Here is a 16,211-nt window from a genome sequence, read left to right as displayed (position 1 = left end):
TTCAGTGAATATCCATCGGTTCAAGTTCTTCCCAAGGTCATACATGCTATTCTTATCGATTCTGCTTGCGGGGTCTATGCTAGGAAGCTCCCTCGCTTCGGCAGAGCCGCAGCTGCCGGGTACGTCAGCGGCCGGAGGCATCCTATCCTACGAGGCCGAAGCTCCTCAGAACACGTTTACCGGTAATGCAGGGGCAGCCGATTGCAGCTTCTGTTCGGGCGGGCAAAAAGCCGGCAATCTGTACGGCGGCTCCACGCTGACGTTTAACGGGATTCAAGCCGATAAGGCCGGTATATACAATATGAACATGTTCTACATCTCCGGGGATTCCCGCGCAGCTTCGATCTCCGTGAACGGAGCGGAGAAGGAGAATTTCAGTTTTCCGAAAACAGCAGATTGGAACACGATCGGCACTTATCAGATTCAAATCTATTTGAATCAGGGCAGCAACACGATTTTGTTCGATGATGCAGGCGGCTACTCGCCCGATTTTGACAAGATTGAGCTGACCTTTGATTCAGCCGGCGAAAACGGATCAGGCCCAGATGGTAGCATTGGCGATTTAGGCAAGCAAAAGAAAGCCACGAGCTATGGCCCCATCACCTTGACCGAGTATGCCAACGGCTTCAAGGTATCCAATCCGACGTACGAGCTGCTGTACAACACCTCGACTGGACTGTCTCAATACAATTGGAACGGCCAAGCGGTTGCCAAGGGGTTATACAGTGAGATCCAACTCGACCGGATGGTTGCAAGCAAGGACTATAAACATCATAAATTTTATAAAAATCAGGTGGTTCCATTTCAGGATGCAACCGGTAAGGGCATCAAGGTGACGGTCGTGAATGAGGATGGGGGAAAGCCATCGCTCAGCCAAATCTATTACGTCTATGAAGATGGGCCGTATCTGCTTACGGAAACAGTCGCTTCTCATCATTCCGCCATATCTACGGGAAACATAGCGCCCATCGCGATGGAAGCGAGAGGCGGCATCGACATCGGCAGCTATGACGATAACCGGGTCCTCGTCGTTCCTTTTGATAATGATGCTTGGTCCAGATACCAAGCGAAGTCGATGAATACCGGCCTCAACAACGGTCTGTATATCAGCTCGGAGCTTACGGCCATCTATGACAATACGAGCCGGAACGGCCTCGTCATCGGATCGGTGACGCATGACACGTGGAAGACCGGCATCTATTGGAGCGGCTCGAATGACAAATTGAACAAACTGCGTGTATATGGCGGATTTACGTCATCCACCTCCACGTGGGACACGATCCCGCATGGAAAGGTAACGGGCAAGCAGATAACTTCGCCGAAAATCATGGTCGGCTTTTTCGAGGATTACCGGACCGGGCTGGAGGAGTTTGGTCAGGTGAATGCAGCGATCCAGCCTCCGTTAGCCTTTGGCGAAGACATTCCTGAAGGCGTTCCAGTCGGCTGGAACAGCTGGGGAGCTTATGCCAGCGATTTGAGTTATGACAAGGCAGCTTCGGTTTCGAATTACTTTAAAGACCATATTCAAAACCATTCCTTCAACAATGAAGGCAATATCTACATCAATCTCGATTCCTATTGGGATAACATGACGGATCAGCAGCTGACAGATCTGGTTCAGCTCATTCACAGCAATGGACAGAAGGCCGGCATCTATTATTCGCCGTTCGTGTACTGGGGCAACAATATGGAGCAGGAAGTCGAAGGGACGAACGGCAAGTATAAATACGGCGATATCGTGCTGCGCGATTTGGACGGCAACGTGCTGCCGACGCTGGACGGCGCTTATGCCGTGGACCCGACACATCCCGGGGTGAAGCAGCGGATCGATTATTACATGAATAAGTTCAAGAGCAAGGGCTTTGAATATATCAAAATCGATTTTCTGAGCCATGGGGCAATGGAAGGCAAGCATCATGACGCCAACGTTCAAACCGGCATCCAGGCCTATAACCAAGGAATGGCTTACGTGAATGAAGTGCTGGACGGCTCCATGTTCATCAGCGCTTCCATCGCGCCGCTGTTCCCTAGCCAATATGCGCACAGCCGCCGCATCTCCTGCGATATCGACGGCAGCATCGGCAGCACGGAATACCAATTGAACAATCTCACGTACGGCTGGTGGCAGAACGGAACGATCTATCATTATACCGATCCGGACTATATGCACTTAACCAAAGGCGGATCGATGGAAGGCGCGCAGTCTCGCGTCAATGCGGCCGCGATCTCCGGCACGGTCTTCCTGAATTCGGATGACGTAACGGATGCGACGGCACGGCAGTACATGGAAACGCTGTTGACCAACCCGGAAGTGAACGGGCTAGCGATGAAGGGCAAGGCGTTCCGGCCAGTAGAAGGCAATACGGGCACGCAGGCAGCGAACGTATTCGTGCTGGACGATCAGGGAACCCGCTATGTAGCCGTGTTTAACTATACGCAAAATGCGGCGCAGCACACCGTGGATCTCGTTCGGGCCGGTATCGCTTCGGAAGGGGCGGCGTCCTATACGGTGACGGATGTATGGAGCGGTCAATCTCGGACGGTGTCTGGCTCTTCGCTGGATGTGACGCTAAAAGCAGCCGAATCCAAGCTCTATAAAATCGTCCCTAATCCATACAAGTAGTCATAGATTCATCACGTACATCTGCAAGTTCATCGCGGTTCTCCGTCTCATCCGGGAATCGCGATTTTCTTGCTTTTGCTGGAAGGGTAACGCTTATCTCAAGACTGGAAAATCAAATGAAGAGGAGAATGCAACATGCCAGATATGAAACTATGGTACACGAAACCGGCCCAGGGCTGGTCGCAAGGGCTGCCGATCGGCAATGGCCGAATGGGAAATGTGGTCATATCCACTCCTGACAGAGAGATATGGAATATCACCGAAACTACTTATTGGTCCGGCCAGCCGGAGCCGGCTCAAGGGCGAAGCAACAGCAAAACGGATTTAGAGCAGATGCGGAAGCATTTCTTCCAGGGCGATTATCGCGAAGGCGATCGACTAGCTAAGAAGCACCTGGAGCCGGAAAAATTGAATTTTGGCACCAATCTCGGACTATGCCAAGTCGTTCTGGAGTTTGATCATAACGTGAAGCCATCCGAGGGCGGGAGACAAGATACAGCAGCTGAGCCGCTGTTCCATCGGGAACTGGATCTGGAGGAGGCGGTGGCGCGTTCTTTTTGCAAGATCGATGGAGCGGAGATGACGCGAGAGGTATTAGCTTCCCATGCCGATCAGGTCATCATTTCGCGGATCCGCAGCAGCCATGGCTCGTCAGGCGTGTCATTCCGCGTTTCGATTCGTGGCGAGAATGGTCCTTTTCATGCTGTCGTAACCGAAAAGGACACGATCGAATTCCAGGGACAGGCGCTGGAAGGCGTACATAGCAATGGGGAGTGTGGGGTGTCCTGCCAAGGTCTGCTGCGCGTCGCGGCGGAAGGCGGGCAGGTGAGTTCCACGGATGACACCATAACCGTAGCTGGGGCGGATGAGGCGGCGATTTATTTTGCGGTGAATACTAATTACCGTCAAGAAGGCGAGGGCTGGCGTGAGAAAAGCGCGTTGCAACTGGAGCAGGCTCTGCTGCTAGGATATGACGGGCTGAAAGCCAAGCATCTGGCGGAGTATCAACCGCTAAATGCCCGCGTACGATTGGATCTGGGGAGCACCGAGCATTCCAGCCTGCCCACGGACGAGCGGATCGGCAGGTTTAAGCAGGGCAAGTTGGATGACCCGGCGTTATTTGCGTTGTTTTATCAATACGGCCGGTACTTGACGATAAGCGGTTCGCGAAAGGACTCCGTCCTGCCCATGCATTTGCAAGGCATATGGAATGACGGCGAAGCCAACAAAATGGCCTGGAGCTGCGATTATCACCTGGATGTGAACACACAGATGAACTATTTTCCGACGGAGGCCGCGAACCTGAGCGAGAGCCATGAGCCGCTCATGCGGTACATCCAGCAGCTATCGGTGGCCGGACGCTCGGCTGCGCGCCATTATTACGATGCCGACGGCTGGGTGGCCCATGTATTCTCCAATGCTTGGGGATTTGTTTCACCGGGGTGGGAGACCTCCTGGGGGATGAACGTAACGGGTGGACTGTGGATCGCAACGCATATGATGGAGCACTACGCGTACAACCGTGATCAGGCTTTTCTGGAGAAGCTGGCTTATCCCGTTCTGAAGGAAGCGGCGGCCTTTTTCATGGATTACATGACGGCACATCCGGAATATGGCTGGCTGGTGACAGGTCCGTCGAATTCGCCGGAGAACAGCTTTTATACCGGCCATCCAGAGGATGGCCATCAGCAGCTGTCCATGGGTCCGACCATGGATCAGGTCCTGGTCCGGGATCTGCTGGAGTTCTGCGTGAAGGCTGCACAGACACTGGATACGGATGAGGAGCTTCAGCAGAAGTGGCAGACGGCGCTGGATCAATTGCCTCCGCTAATGATCGGCAAGAAGGGGCAGCTGCAGGAATGGCTGGAGGACTACGAGGAGGCGCAGCCGGAGCATCGCCATCTGTCGCATCTGTTTGCCCTGTATCCCGGCAGCCAAATCACGCCGCATCATACGCCGGAACTAGCAGCGGCAGCCCGAGTGACGTTGGAGAACCGGAACAGCCGGGCCGACCTGGAGGATATCGAATTTACCGCAGCGCTGTTCGGACTCTTCTACGCCCGATTGCATGACGGAGACCAAGCCGTGCAGCATATCGCCCACCTGATTGGGGAGCTGTGCTTCGACAACATGCTCACCTACTCCAAACCCGGCGTAGCCGGAGCCGAGGCCAATATCTTTGTCATCGACGGCAACTTCGGCGGCACCGCCGCCATTGCGGAAATGCTGCTGCAGAGCCACGAAGGCGAGATTCATCTCCTGCCCGCACTGCCGGCTATATGGCGGACTGGCAGCGTGAGAGGGCTGAAGGCGAAAGGGAATATTGAGGTGGATATGAGCTGGGAAGATGGGAAGTTGGTTGGGGCGAGGGTGAAGGGGAATGAGGATAATAGTGTGCGGGTGTTTTATGAGGGGAGGGAGATGGAGGTAGGTCTTTAGGCAGGGGGGACTATGTTTCAGCCATAAAACTGGAAATAAAGTGTTTAGGTAGAATGAGGTGGTCGGTCAGTTTTAGGGAGTTGTAAAGCGATGCGATGAAAGAGAAGAACAACCGCTATGTTTCAAAATGTTATTCGGTTACTTCTTAAATATAAGCTGAAAAATTTATTTGAAGGTAGAGCCGTCGACTTGGATATTATACTATTTGATAGTATAGCTAGTGAAATAACTACGGTTAGGCATTAGTGTAAGAGAAAATAGCAGAATATATTATTGTATATAATGAGTAGTATAAAAATTGCTAATCTTTTTTATGAAAGGTTTATGTTTGAATATTTACACACTGAACTGAAACAAGCTGATTCCCTTGGGTAAAGGGATCAGCTTGTTTTGTTAATTTATTTTTAATAGCGTTCCATCTCGTCTTTGACTAGTCCTACCAACTCAGCAGCCTTTGATCTTAACCCAAATTTACCTAATTGTAAAAAGCCTTACTTCCTGAAAATGAGGTCTATAGCACTAATTTAAAATGAGTCTACTGCCGCTTGTAGTGGACTTTCAATTGTCGGAAATGGGAATATTTTCTGGTGTTTAAAACTCAAATAGGCTATGATTATTGTAGGTATAGCACATAAATCGTGACTCAGGCCGCTAAACAAAATGAAAAATTTAAGTACTTAAAACCAAAATGTGGAGGGTTAGTATGAGTTCAAAAATGAAGATGAGTTGGGCGCTACACCCTACTGCTGGAAGAGTATCAGTTGATGATATTCAATTGGATGAGACCTTAAACGATTCACTTAAATGTGAGTTCTGTCATGTTGAATTAAGTTTTGTAGGAACGTATATAAAGCAGGACAAGTATGTTGCACCAATCTTACGATTGAAAAAAGGTAAGAAGAACCATTTAGAATATGACGGTGGAGAATGTCCTTATAATAAATCTAACAACAAAACTCAGACACTTCGTAAGAGCAAAGTGGCGGGTGTTGTCCTTGATAAAGAAACTGTTATTAGAGTTAACATCCCTGTTGAATTAAAAAAATCATTAATGGATGTATTATCTCAAGACTTAATACCTAAAAAGGAGAAATCGGAGAATCCTAAAACTAAAAAATCACCGGGGAATTATTCAAATAGTGAGGGCGAACTATCAGACTACATAAACTCAGCAAGAGCTTTCGCAAAAATAGCTAAATATTTTGAGCAAAATAAAGTTCAGAATTATCTTGAGTTTAAGTTTTTTGGAATTACGGCAAGGTGGATGGATATGTATTTTGAAGAGTGGGATAAAGTTTATGGAAAATTCCAATCAAAATCACCAAAAGAACTGGTTTGCTTAAGAGGAGTTTATGCTTCAACGGGTCAACCATATGTAGATAATAATGGGTACGAGTGGGTTCACATTAAATTAATGAAGACATCCATATCCTCAAAAACCACTTCTCAGACATTTCCGCAAATCAAACTGTTTAAACCGATGTTCACCAATTTTTTGAAACAATTAGATGAAGCGAAGAGAAAGGCTGAGCCTATAGAAATCACCTTCTTTGGAAGAATTGAAAGATACGAAAAGGATGGCAATAAAAACATAAAAGGCGTTGCAGTGCTGAGAAGGCAGATTCATTTTGAGAAAATAAAGCATTAATTCAAAGTCATGGAGGGTCTATATTGGAAATGCCAGAATTAAATGATCCTTATCTCATTGCAAGAGTCTCTATCACAGAAAATACGGATAATGCACATTTGCTAGAGGTAGATGGAATATGTCCGTTATGTGGAAATTACTTGCTCATACAAAAAGGTAAACGAATGAACAAAAAGTATCAAATTGCACATATATATCCGAATAGTCCAATCCCCCATGAAGTAAAAGAACTTCAGGGGCTTGAAAGACTAGGTACTAACTGCGAAGAGTTTGAAAATAAAATAGCTCTGTGTAAGGATTGTCATGGATATTATGACGATCATAAGACTAAAGAAGAGTATTTGAAACTAGTTAAGATCAAGAAACGTCTATTGGCTGCTTCTAAAGCGAAGATATCCACCTCACATCAAGACATAGAAGAAGAAATAGTATTAGTTATCAATTCATTGATGAGTATTGATCCTGTAACGCTACAAAAAATGGAGTTAGAATATAAGGCATTAAAAATTTCTAGTAAGATTGAGATGACATATGCCATTTTGAAAGCTAAAATAGAAACATATGTTTGTGTTTATTTCAATCTAATTAAAGAAACATTTCAGAACTTAGATCAAGAGAATAAATTAAACTTTGATTTAGTTGCTTCTGAAGTTAGATCAAGCTTCTTAAAATGTGATGAAGAAATTGTTAGTAAAAGTGAGATATTTGAAGCACTCGTAAAATGGCTGAAATCCAAATCAAATGGTTCATCAAGTGAAGCCTGCGAAGCAGTCATATCGTATTTTGTTCAGAGTTGTGAGGTGTTCCATGAAATTTCCCAATAAACTATATACTTATAATGAAAGTATTATTAGTAAACTTCCCATTATCATGAATGTAATTGAAAATGATAAGGATTTTTCCCTCTCTGATTTATATTCTAGTGTCATCAGTAAATTTCAAAATATCACCGAATTTCTAGATGCACTCGATTGTCTGTATGCATTAGGAAAAATAGAATACAGTTTTGATTCGAGGAGAGTTAACAATGTTATTTGAAATTATTTGCGATCAGTTCAAACAGAAGAGAGTTGAATTCCTTCCTACATTAAATACTGTATTAGGGGATGACTTTGGGAGTAATTCCATTGGCAAGTCTACGTTTCTAATGATTATAGATTTTGTGTTTGGTGGTAAAGATTATATTTTAAAGTCCGCGGAGATTCAAAGACATGTGGGCAAACATACTATAAAGTTTTGTTTCATATTTCAAGAAAAAAAATACTACTTTTTGAGAGATAACGAAGATTTGGAAACTGTAAGTGAATGTGATGAATCATATAATGTTGTATCAAAAATCTCTCTCTCTCAGTATTGCGAATATTTAAAGCATAGCTACGATATACACCTCCCAAATATTAGTTTCCGAGATATAGTTGGGAGATATTCGCGAATTTATGGGAAAGAAAACCTTAATGAAAAGCGTCCGCTAGATATTGTTTATAATGAAGCTGCTGGAGCGCCAATAAATGCACTATTAAAGTTGTTTGGATTGTTTAGAGTAATTTCGGAATTGGAGGACTTATTAAAGCAAAGAGAAACAGAACTAAGTGCATATAGAAATGCACAGAGGTATAACTTTGTATCCTCAATTGGTAAACGAAAATATAATGAAAACTTGAAAGAACTTACTCAATTAGCAGAGATAAAAGAACAAATTTCAAAAGATCTGGATAATAATTTATTAGATATTGATTCAGAAAAAGCAGAAGAAGTTATCAAATTAAAACAAAGACTTTCCATTGCAAAGAGAAAGAGAAGCAAATATTATTCTCAATATGTAACTATCGAGAATAACATGAAAGAAAATTCACCAATAAGATCTGAACAGTTTGATGATTTGTTACGATTCTTTCCTGATGCTAATATACGAAATATTACAGAAATTGAGAAATTTCATTATGAGATAAGGAATGTTTTAAGGACAGAATTGAAGGCAAAGAAAGAAGAGTTGAACAAAATAATTTCCTTATCACAAAATGAAATTGATACAATTGAAGAAAATATTAAGAAAATTATTCAGATACCAAATTTATCAAAAGCCATACTAACAAAATATTCAGAGATACAAAAAATGAGCGAAAAATTAGAAAGTGAAAACAAAGCCTATTTAACTTCAATAAGTCTTAAAACATCTAGAGATGATACCAAAGCCCGCAGGGATCAAATGAGAAGGGATCAATTAAATCTACTTCAAATAGAAATTAACACCAAGATGCAGGAGATTAATGATTATATATATTCTGGACAAAAGAAGCCGCCCGTTATTACATTTGATAAAAATCAGTATAAGTTTGAAACTATTGACGATACTGGCACAGGTACATCCTATAAGAACATGGTTGTGTATGATCTAAGTGTACTGGAGCTAACAGTATTGCCAATACTAATTCATGATTCTGTAGTCTTAAAACAAATTGCCGATGAAGCAGTAGAAAAAATATTGAAGAAGTACCTTCAATCAGAGAAGCAAATATTTATTTCATTTGATAAGAAAAAAGCATATACAGTAGAGAGTCAAAAAATATTAATGGAAACAAAGGTGCTAGAACTTTCTCCTAACGGGAATGAACTATTTGGAAGATCGTGGAATAATAAATAACCTAATCTGAAGTACTCTGAAGTTGTTAGGGTTGTGAAACTGACCATTGGGTGGTAGAGTGTTTGCAGGCATGCAAGAGGCAGTTTGTTATGATAGTCTCAATCGTCTCATAATAATGTATTGGAACGGTACACATTTCCCACGTTTAGATTACGATTTTGCTGGTAGAGATGAAATTGCAAGTGCTATTGATCGATCTCTATTACGACAGAGGCAAATTAATAGAATGAATCAAGTGTCGGGCTATGGAGATAATAGATATTGTTTATTCGTTCATCAACCACAAATACAAGCTATGAGTGACAAGAATAAAGAGGACTACATTTTTGCTTTAATGTTGATGCAGTATGAGGCTGACCGATATGTATTAGTTTACACTATGGAAACCTCGATGAACTTATCAATGTTGAATTTAGGACAATTACTATGAGTCAAACACCTCACTATAGAATTGATGAACTCAAAGCCTATAGCGAAAGGAATTTCATGAACGAGTCGAAAGAATTAAGATCACAGTGGAAATAAGAATCAATCAATTATTATAAAGACTTCTGCTAAGGTATTGGCGGGAGTTTTTTGTTTATATGTATAAATGAATTTTTTCCTGTTGATGAAATGTGAGGAAATAATTCAACCAAAGAATCAAGATTATTTAATATCTTTATAGGGACAACCCATCTATTGTATGTAGACCTATAATCAAGTAAAGAGAGCCCTTACCCCTCCCGGGTAAGGGCTCTCTTCTGGATCAGCTACACAAGTTGGACAAGAAAAATAAGGGCTTGTAGAATAAACCTATCATGTTAAGGAGCGGATCTCTACAATGCCAAAACAACAACGGGGAACCTTCACCTCAGAATTTAAAAAGCAAATGGTGCAACTCTACGAAAAATCAAGAGCAGCGATCGTGGAAGAATATGACCTCACGGCCTCAGCTTTAAATCGATAGATCAAGCAAGCTCAAACGACGGGTTCGTTCAAAGAGAAGGACAATCGTTCACCTGAAGACAATGAGCACTCATCGCTATGCGCAAAGAACTCCAGCGCTTGAGGATGGAGAACGATATTTTAAAGCAAGCCGCGCTGATCATGGGACGAAAGAAGCTATCATCCAGAACAACTGTGATAAATACTCGGTATTAGCAATGTGTGACGTCCTGCAAATCGCAAGAAGCACCTTTTACTATGAAAGTGAAGGAACAACCGAACGAAGACGATCTAACCGAAGCGATTGTGGAGATTTTCCACAAGAATCGAAAAGCTTACGGTACACGAAAGATCAAAGTCAGGCTCCAGGAACAAGGCTTTGTCGTGTCCAGACGTCGAATTGGCCGAATCATGAAAGAGCAGGGGATGGTTTCCGCCTATACGGTAGCCCAGTATAAGCCCCATAAGACGGCTTGCAACGAAGCTACTACAGCAAATGTCCTGGATCGAGAGTTTCAGCAGACAGAAGCCAAACGTTTCGTCGTAAGCGATCTGACCTATGTGAAGGTCCAAAACAAGTGGCACTACATTTACGTACTCGTTGACCCGTTCAATCGAGAGATTATCGGTCATAGTGCAGGTCCGAACAAGGACGCTGATCTGGTTCCTCGCGCCTTCGCCACAGCACAGTGTGATCTGCATCAGATTCAGTGATTTCAGACAGACCGTGGCAGTGAATTTAAAAATGAAAAGATGGACGAGCTTCTGGAGACCTTTGAGATCGGCCGTTCTCTGAGCATGAAAGGCTGTCCCTATGACAACGCCGTAGTGGAAGCCACCTACAAGGTGATGAAAACCAAATTCATAAACCAGATGGAGTTTCAGAGCCTTCATCATTTGGAGATCGAACGATACGATTGCGTCAACTGGTTTAATAAGCATCGCATTCACGGAACACTGGGATACATGACACCTGTTCAGTACCGCCAAGAGGCCCTTAAAAAGCTGTCTGATTTACTGTTGTCAATCCACCAAATTATTCTCTATCATAATATTTAATTTGAATGTATAATTTTTGGAGTTAATGAGTAAAAAATGTATGCGAAGTTATGGCAACAGACCATATTGACTAGGATTAAGCATCTAGTCAATATGGTCTGTTACATTTATACTATTTTTTAACTTGTGTTGAAGAAGTAACTGTTTTAAGTAAATGAATGACTCTTGAGCCTCAGTGTCATGAGGATTAATATTTAGAATGAAATTTGTTTTGCCCAGAAGATGGTATAAATATTGCAACTTGTTTTCAATATCCATTCTTGAAACATGATTATCAAATCCATAACGCTTAATGTAATACATACTCTGTCTTAATTCTCTTCTATACTTTTTTGAGGCTTGTAGTTTTTCATTAACAACAATTCCAGTTACTTCCTGTTGTTGATTTTGCTTACGAACTCTAGTTTTTTTTTCATTTATTAAAAAACCCTCGGATAATAAAACATTTCTCAGGAAATTAATTACGAAGCCTTCATTAAACTGCCCTGAAAGTGTTAAATCATCTGCATAACGTGTATATCTAATACCATGTTTAGATGCAAATCTGGAGATTCTATGATCTAGCCTTAGCGTGATTAGATTAGAAAGCATTGGACTTGTAGGTGCTCCCTGAGGTAATTCGTCGTCCAAAGTACAAATTTTCGAAAGGATGACCGCAACTTGCTTCGAATAACCAAGAGATCTGAAATAAGAGAAAACTTTATCATAGTCTATTGATTTGAAATAATCTTTGATGTCTATTGTGAGTACTTTTTCTTGTTTTCTATGATACTTCGCGTTGTCTTTAATTGAATAACCAGTTCTAAATGCCTTTGTAAATGCACTTGGTGTTAAATTATTCAATATCTCATCAAGAATCCACCTCTGAATAACTTTCAAATTAGGAAGTGGTTCGTGAATATATCTATACTCATTTTTATTTTTCTTTGGTATTTTAAACTCTCTGTAAAATGAACGTTGAGAATTGCTCACTTTCATTATATAGTTCTGATGATACCCTACTAATTGAGAAAAGTGATTTGCATCATAAATTACGGGAATATTCTTAGAGAATATAAATTCAGCATAATTGAGACAAGCACTAATGTAGTTGTCTGTTTTATTATGATATTTTGCAAAATGATAGAACTTATCTTTGTACTCATTCCATTCCATGACATCACCTTAGGAATAACAGTTAGTGTTTCAGTCCTATTACCAATCAGATCTACTATCTTCACATTTGGTTGAAATTAAAGTTGCCTTTAGAAAATACATTCAGTCTAGCTTCTTACTTTAATTTCAAGCAAGTGTCACGTAGGCGTAGCCGGAGTGGTGATTATAACTTTTATTGTAGACTCTGGCGGAGAGAAAAGTTATGATCACCAAGGCTTGTAAATAATGTTCTTCTTAGCTTGGCGACTCGCCAAACCTGTGGTTTAAACCACACTAAGTCTAATAGGACTACTTTAAGTTTTTATAATTTAATGGAAGATAAATATCATACCTGCTAATTTTGTTTATCAAATACTCCGTTTGAGGGCTAATCATGGCTTCTGAGTTTTTTCGCTGCAAGTTTTTATTTAATTCAAGGAGTAGCGATTCTCCCTTAGATGATAAAGTTAGACCCTCCTCTGTATAGTAAGCTAATTTATCATCTATTACAAGATTCAATAACTGTGCAATTTCTGAGTATTGGTATCCTTGATTATGAAGTGATTCAATGTTTCCATTTCTCTTTACTAATTGTAGAAGTAGGACTAAGTGTTCGTTGTTAGTTATAAATTTTTTCTCGGAAATGGGGCAACTCTCCCTTTTTTTTCTTTCCAAAATACTGGAAACGTATTATTAGGGGTACGAATCATGCTAACGAGAGCTTCTGATTTACCGTAACCCAATTTTTCGTTCCTATGAACTTTTATCTGACTTTCAATTGTTTCCATAATCTCAATTTTAGATGAAATATCTGTTATTGGATAATGTTCACTGATACCTTTGTTGAGAGTAAGTGATACTATGACGTGAACACCTGACTCAATTATTTTTTGTATTCCCTGACTTAAAGCTACAATTGACGCAACGATGATTTTATCAGTTGAAATTTTCTTAGTTTCTAATAAATAGTTGAGGGCAGAACAAGCGGTATCACCTGTTCCAATAAAATCATCAACAACTATAAGGAGAGCCTGTTCATTGTTAATTTCCGAGCTATCAGCCTCTAATCCGTTAACAAACCGAACATTTTTATCTGCAAAATGAGAAATGTAGTGGAACTGTTCTGTAAACAAGTATTGAACAAATGTCGAACTCTTGGATTTACCAATATCTTCGGGAGCAATTAATGGCGCTATGTAAATAGTCTTTATTTGAGTCAAGTTTAATTTTGGATCATTGGACAAATGATCTAATATTTTCTTTATGTGTACCTTGTATTGATCTGAGGTAATTCTTGTGAACCTTTCTGTAAGTTCTAGAACTAGTAGTTGCTGAGGTTCTGATAACTCTGATAAAAGAATACAAAAACGATTAAAAAGACTTGGTAGATCTGGATCATCATTTTCAATTTCCCACGATTTATTACTGAATAATTGAGAGAGTTGAACTAATCTTTCTGCGCTTAGAATACTGGTCTTTTTTCTGCTTTTATCCATTATAATTCCTCATAGAATATTGTAATAAATTAAAATATAGTAATACGACAAATTAATAAATCTCGTGATATCTTTAATAATAACTGTCTTTGATATTATTTCCAAGATATCATTTCGACAATAGACTAGCAGATTCGACACTAGATTAGAGGTTAGATAATATTTTACATTTTCATAATAAAGAAGAGAGCCCTTACCCCTCCCTGGTAAGGGCTCTCTTCATTTCCCAACAAACCCTTAACTCTTTATAGCCCCCATCATAATCCCCTTCACAAAATACCTTTGTACAAAAGGATACACCATAATGATCGGCAGCGTAGCGACCATGGTTACTGCCATCCGGATGCTTTCGCTGGAAACCGGGATCCGCTTGGAGCCCTGCGCCAGCTGCTGCGCGTCGGACATCATGCCGGCAGTCTGGAACTGGTTGAGGATTTTGACCAGGACGGCTTGCAGGGTCTTCAGTTCCGGTTTGTAGGTATACACATAGGAGTCATACCAGGAGTTCCAATGGCCGATGGCCAGGAACAGGCCAATTGTGGCGAGCACCGGCACGCACAGCGGTAGGATGATGCGGAAGAACGTCTGCAGGTCGTTCGCTCCGTCGATTTTGGAGGATTCCTCGATTTCGCCGGGGATTTGCTCCATGAAGGTCCGCACCAGAATCATCAGGAACACGCCGATTAAGCCGGGGAAGATGTAGACCCAGAAGGAGTCGATCAGCCCCAGGGATTTGATGATCATATACGTTGGGATCAGCCCGCCGCCGAAATACATCGTGAACACAAAGAAGAAGGAGAAGTATTTCCATCCGAGCAGGCTGCGCTTGCTGAGCGGATAGGCGAGCAGCGTGATGAAGAAGATGGATGCCGCGGTTCCGACGACGGTCCGAAGCACGGTGATCTTAATGGCGCTCCAAATTTCCGGATTCCGGAAGATGGTCAGGTAGCTCTCGATGGTTGGCACGCGCGGCCAGAAGTACAGGTTGCCCCGCATCGTATCGGTCGCATCATTCAAGGAGATGACCAGGATGTTCCAGAACGGATAGAAGGTCACGAGAAAGATGCCGGTCAGGAACAGGTATAAAGAGGCATCGAAGATACGCTCGGGCACGGTTTTTTTGCTTAACATGGATGTACCTCCTTATGGTTTAGAATAGGGACTGCCCGTTCAGCTTCTTCGCCGTATAGTTGACGATGACCACAATAATGAACGCGACCACGGAGCTAAACATGCCGACGGCTGCCGCATAGGAGAACATGCCGTTCTGAATGCCGTAGCGGAACGAATAGGTGGACAGGACGTCGGAGTAATCCCGCGTCAGGTCATTCCCCAGCAGGAAGTGCTGGTCGAAGCCCGCGTTCAGGATGCCGCCAAGCGCCAGAATCAGCAGAATGACAATCGTTGGCTTCAGGTGGGGCAGGGTGATGTACCGGATCTGCTTAAAGCGGTTGGCGCCGTCGACCTTGGCCGCTTCATAGAGCTCCTGGTTGATGGACGAGATGGCCGCCAGATACATGATCGAGCTGTACCCCATGTCCTTCCACGTATTGCCGAGCGCGACGATCCACCAGAAGTACTTGCCGTTCTGCAGGAATAAAACGCTTTCATCGGTAATATGGAGGAATTTCAAAATGCCGTTAATCGCGCCGTCCGAGGAGAGCAGGGTCACGATGATGTTGGCCGCGATGACCCAGGATATGAAATAGGGAAGATAGGAGGCGGTTTGCACCGTCTTTTTGAATTTCACATTCTTGATCTCATTAATCGCGATGGCGATCAGGATCGGCAGCGGGAAGGAGAAGAGAAGCGTGATCAGCGTGGAAGCCAGCGTATTTCGCATGACGATCCAGAAGTCGCCGTTGTTGAAGAAGTAACGGAACCATTCCAGGCCGACGAACTCGCTCGTAAACAGGGTCGACCAGAAGCCGCCAAGCGTCGGCTGGTAATTGACGAAGGACATGTATAGACCAACCATGGGCGTATACGCAAACACAATGGCCCAGATCAGTCCGGGCAGCATCATCAGGAATAGATACTTTTGCTGTTTCAGCATGGCCCAGCGGCTTTTTCGATGAGGACTTAAGTTCAAGTCACTCCGCGTCTGTAAGGTTGTAGCAGGTTTCATATGGGGCACCTCGCATTTCAAGTTAACTCAAATTATAAGACTCGGAAAAAATGAGTGTCGATATGACAATGTAACGAAAGATGCTTGAAAATAACTTACATTGCTTGTTCCCATAG

At 42.7% G+C, this 16,211-nt stretch carries 11 protein-coding genes and 1 pseudogene; 8 read left to right on the top strand and 4 right to left on the bottom strand.

Translation table 11 applies throughout. The features are described 5' to 3' along the window. Nucleotides 1–4 precede the first annotated feature (4 nt). The 8 genes and pseudogenes from ABEW73_RS00665 (at nt 5) to ABEW73_RS00630 (ending at nt 11,337) form a co-directional block, all read left to right on the top strand. Nucleotides 5–2,623, top strand: a complete 2,619-nt coding sequence (locus ABEW73_RS00665) for a carbohydrate-binding protein (protein ID WP_430172717.1) — start codon at nt 5–7, stop codon at nt 2,621–2,623. Between the two features lie 135 nt (nt 2,624–2,758). Next, nucleotides 2,759–5,062 carry a glycoside hydrolase family 95 protein gene (locus tag ABEW73_RS00660; protein ID WP_430172719.1) on the top strand — a complete coding sequence of 768 codons (2,304 nt, stop codon included), beginning with the start codon at nt 2,759–2,761 and terminating at the stop codon, nt 5,060–5,062. 703 nt (nt 5,063–5,765) lie between these two features. Continuing rightward, nucleotides 5,766–6,710 carry a hypothetical protein gene (locus ABEW73_RS00655; protein ID WP_430172721.1) on the top strand — a complete coding sequence of 315 codons (945 nt, stop codon included), beginning with the start codon at nt 5,766–5,768 and terminating at the stop codon, nt 6,708–6,710. 29 nt (nt 6,711–6,739) lie between these two features. Next, nucleotides 6,740–7,534 (top strand): ABC-three component system protein, encoded by a 795-nt coding sequence (locus tag ABEW73_RS00650; protein WP_430172942.1) that lies wholly within the window; start codon nt 6,740–6,742, stop codon nt 7,532–7,534. Next, the gene (locus ABEW73_RS00645) at nt 7,452–7,748 is read left to right on the top strand and encodes an ABC-three component system middle component 7 (RefSeq protein ID WP_430206363.1); all 297 of its coding nucleotides are present in this window, start codon (nt 7,452–7,454) and stop codon (nt 7,746–7,748) included. Before ABEW73_RS00650 ends, ABEW73_RS00645 begins: the two co-directional genes overlap by 83 nt. Further along, nucleotides 7,738–9,351, top strand: a complete 1,614-nt coding sequence (locus tag ABEW73_RS00640) for a DUF2326 domain-containing protein (RefSeq protein WP_430172722.1) — start codon at nt 7,738–7,740, stop codon at nt 9,349–9,351. Before ABEW73_RS00645 ends, ABEW73_RS00640 begins: the two co-directional genes overlap by 11 nt. Before the next feature lie 58 nt (nt 9,352–9,409). After that, nucleotides 9,410–9,781: a hypothetical protein gene (locus ABEW73_RS00635; RefSeq protein WP_430206362.1), complete on the top strand. Its 372-nt coding sequence runs from the start codon at nt 9,410–9,412 to the stop codon at nt 9,779–9,781. Nucleotides 9,782–10,174: 393 nt separating this feature from the next. After that, nucleotides 10,175–11,337, top strand: a pseudogene (locus ABEW73_RS00630) (IS3 family transposase). An 84-nt stretch (nt 11,338–11,421) separates the two neighbouring features. Here the strand turns inward: ABEW73_RS00630 and ABEW73_RS00625 are convergent. From ABEW73_RS00625 to ABEW73_RS00610, 4 genes are all read right to left on the bottom strand, one after another. Beyond that, entirely contained in the window at nt 11,422–12,492 is a 1,071-nt protein-coding gene (locus ABEW73_RS00625; protein WP_430172726.1) for a retron St85 family RNA-directed DNA polymerase, read from the bottom strand. Between the two features lie 602 nt (nt 12,493–13,094). Next, nucleotides 13,095–13,967: a phosphoribosyltransferase gene (locus tag ABEW73_RS00620; RefSeq protein WP_430172728.1), complete on the bottom strand. Its 873-nt coding sequence runs from the start codon at nt 13,965–13,967 to the stop codon at nt 13,095–13,097. A gap of 237 nt (nt 13,968–14,204) precedes the next feature. Next, complete coding sequence (locus ABEW73_RS00615) at nt 14,205–15,098, bottom strand: carbohydrate ABC transporter permease (protein WP_430172730.1); 894 nt, start codon at nt 15,096–15,098, stop codon at nt 14,205–14,207. 19 nt (nt 15,099–15,117) lie between these two features. Next, nucleotides 15,118–16,095: an ABC transporter permease gene (locus tag ABEW73_RS00610; RefSeq protein WP_430172731.1), complete on the bottom strand. Its 978-nt coding sequence runs from the start codon at nt 16,093–16,095 to the stop codon at nt 15,118–15,120. Nucleotides 16,096–16,211: the final 116 nt, after the last annotated feature.

This window comes from Paenibacillus lautus, from assembly GCF_050482385.1.
Taxonomy (GTDB): domain Bacteria; phylum Bacillota; class Bacilli; order Paenibacillales; family Paenibacillaceae; genus Paenibacillus_AQ; species Paenibacillus_AQ lautus_B.
Note: the sequence above shows the minus strand (reverse complement) of the source record. Positions and strands in the feature narration are given on the sequence as shown.

Bases quoted from the DNA above. Each gene is read 5' to 3' on its own strand.
- ABEW73_RS00610 (WP_430172731.1), bottom strand. From the start codon at position 16,095: ATGAAACCTGCTACAACCTTACAGACGCGGAGTGACTTGAACTTAAGT.
- ABEW73_RS00620 (WP_430172728.1), bottom strand. From the start codon at position 13,967: ATGGATAAAAGCAGAAAAAAGACCAGTATTCTAAGCGCAGAAAGATTA.
- ABEW73_RS00640 (WP_430172722.1), top strand. From the start codon at position 7,738: ATGTTATTTGAAATTATTTGCGATCAGTTCAAACAGAAGAGAGTTGAA.
- ABEW73_RS00650 (WP_430172942.1), top strand. From the start codon at position 6,740: ATGCCAGAATTAAATGATCCTTATCTCATTGCAAGAGTCTCTATCACA.
- ABEW73_RS00660 (WP_430172719.1), top strand. From the start codon at position 2,759: ATGCCAGATATGAAACTATGGTACACGAAACCGGCCCAGGGCTGGTCG.
- ABEW73_RS00655 (WP_430172721.1), top strand. From the start codon at position 5,766: ATGAGTTCAAAAATGAAGATGAGTTGGGCGCTACACCCTACTGCTGGA.
- ABEW73_RS00625 (WP_430172726.1), bottom strand. From the start codon at position 12,492: ATGGAATGGAATGAGTACAAAGATAAGTTCTATCATTTTGCAAAATAT.
- ABEW73_RS00645 (WP_430206363.1), top strand. From the start codon at position 7,452: ATGGTTCATCAAGTGAAGCCTGCGAAGCAGTCATATCGTATTTTGTTC.
- ABEW73_RS00615 (WP_430172730.1), bottom strand. From the start codon at position 15,098: ATGTTAAGCAAAAAAACCGTGCCCGAGCGTATCTTCGATGCCTCTTTA.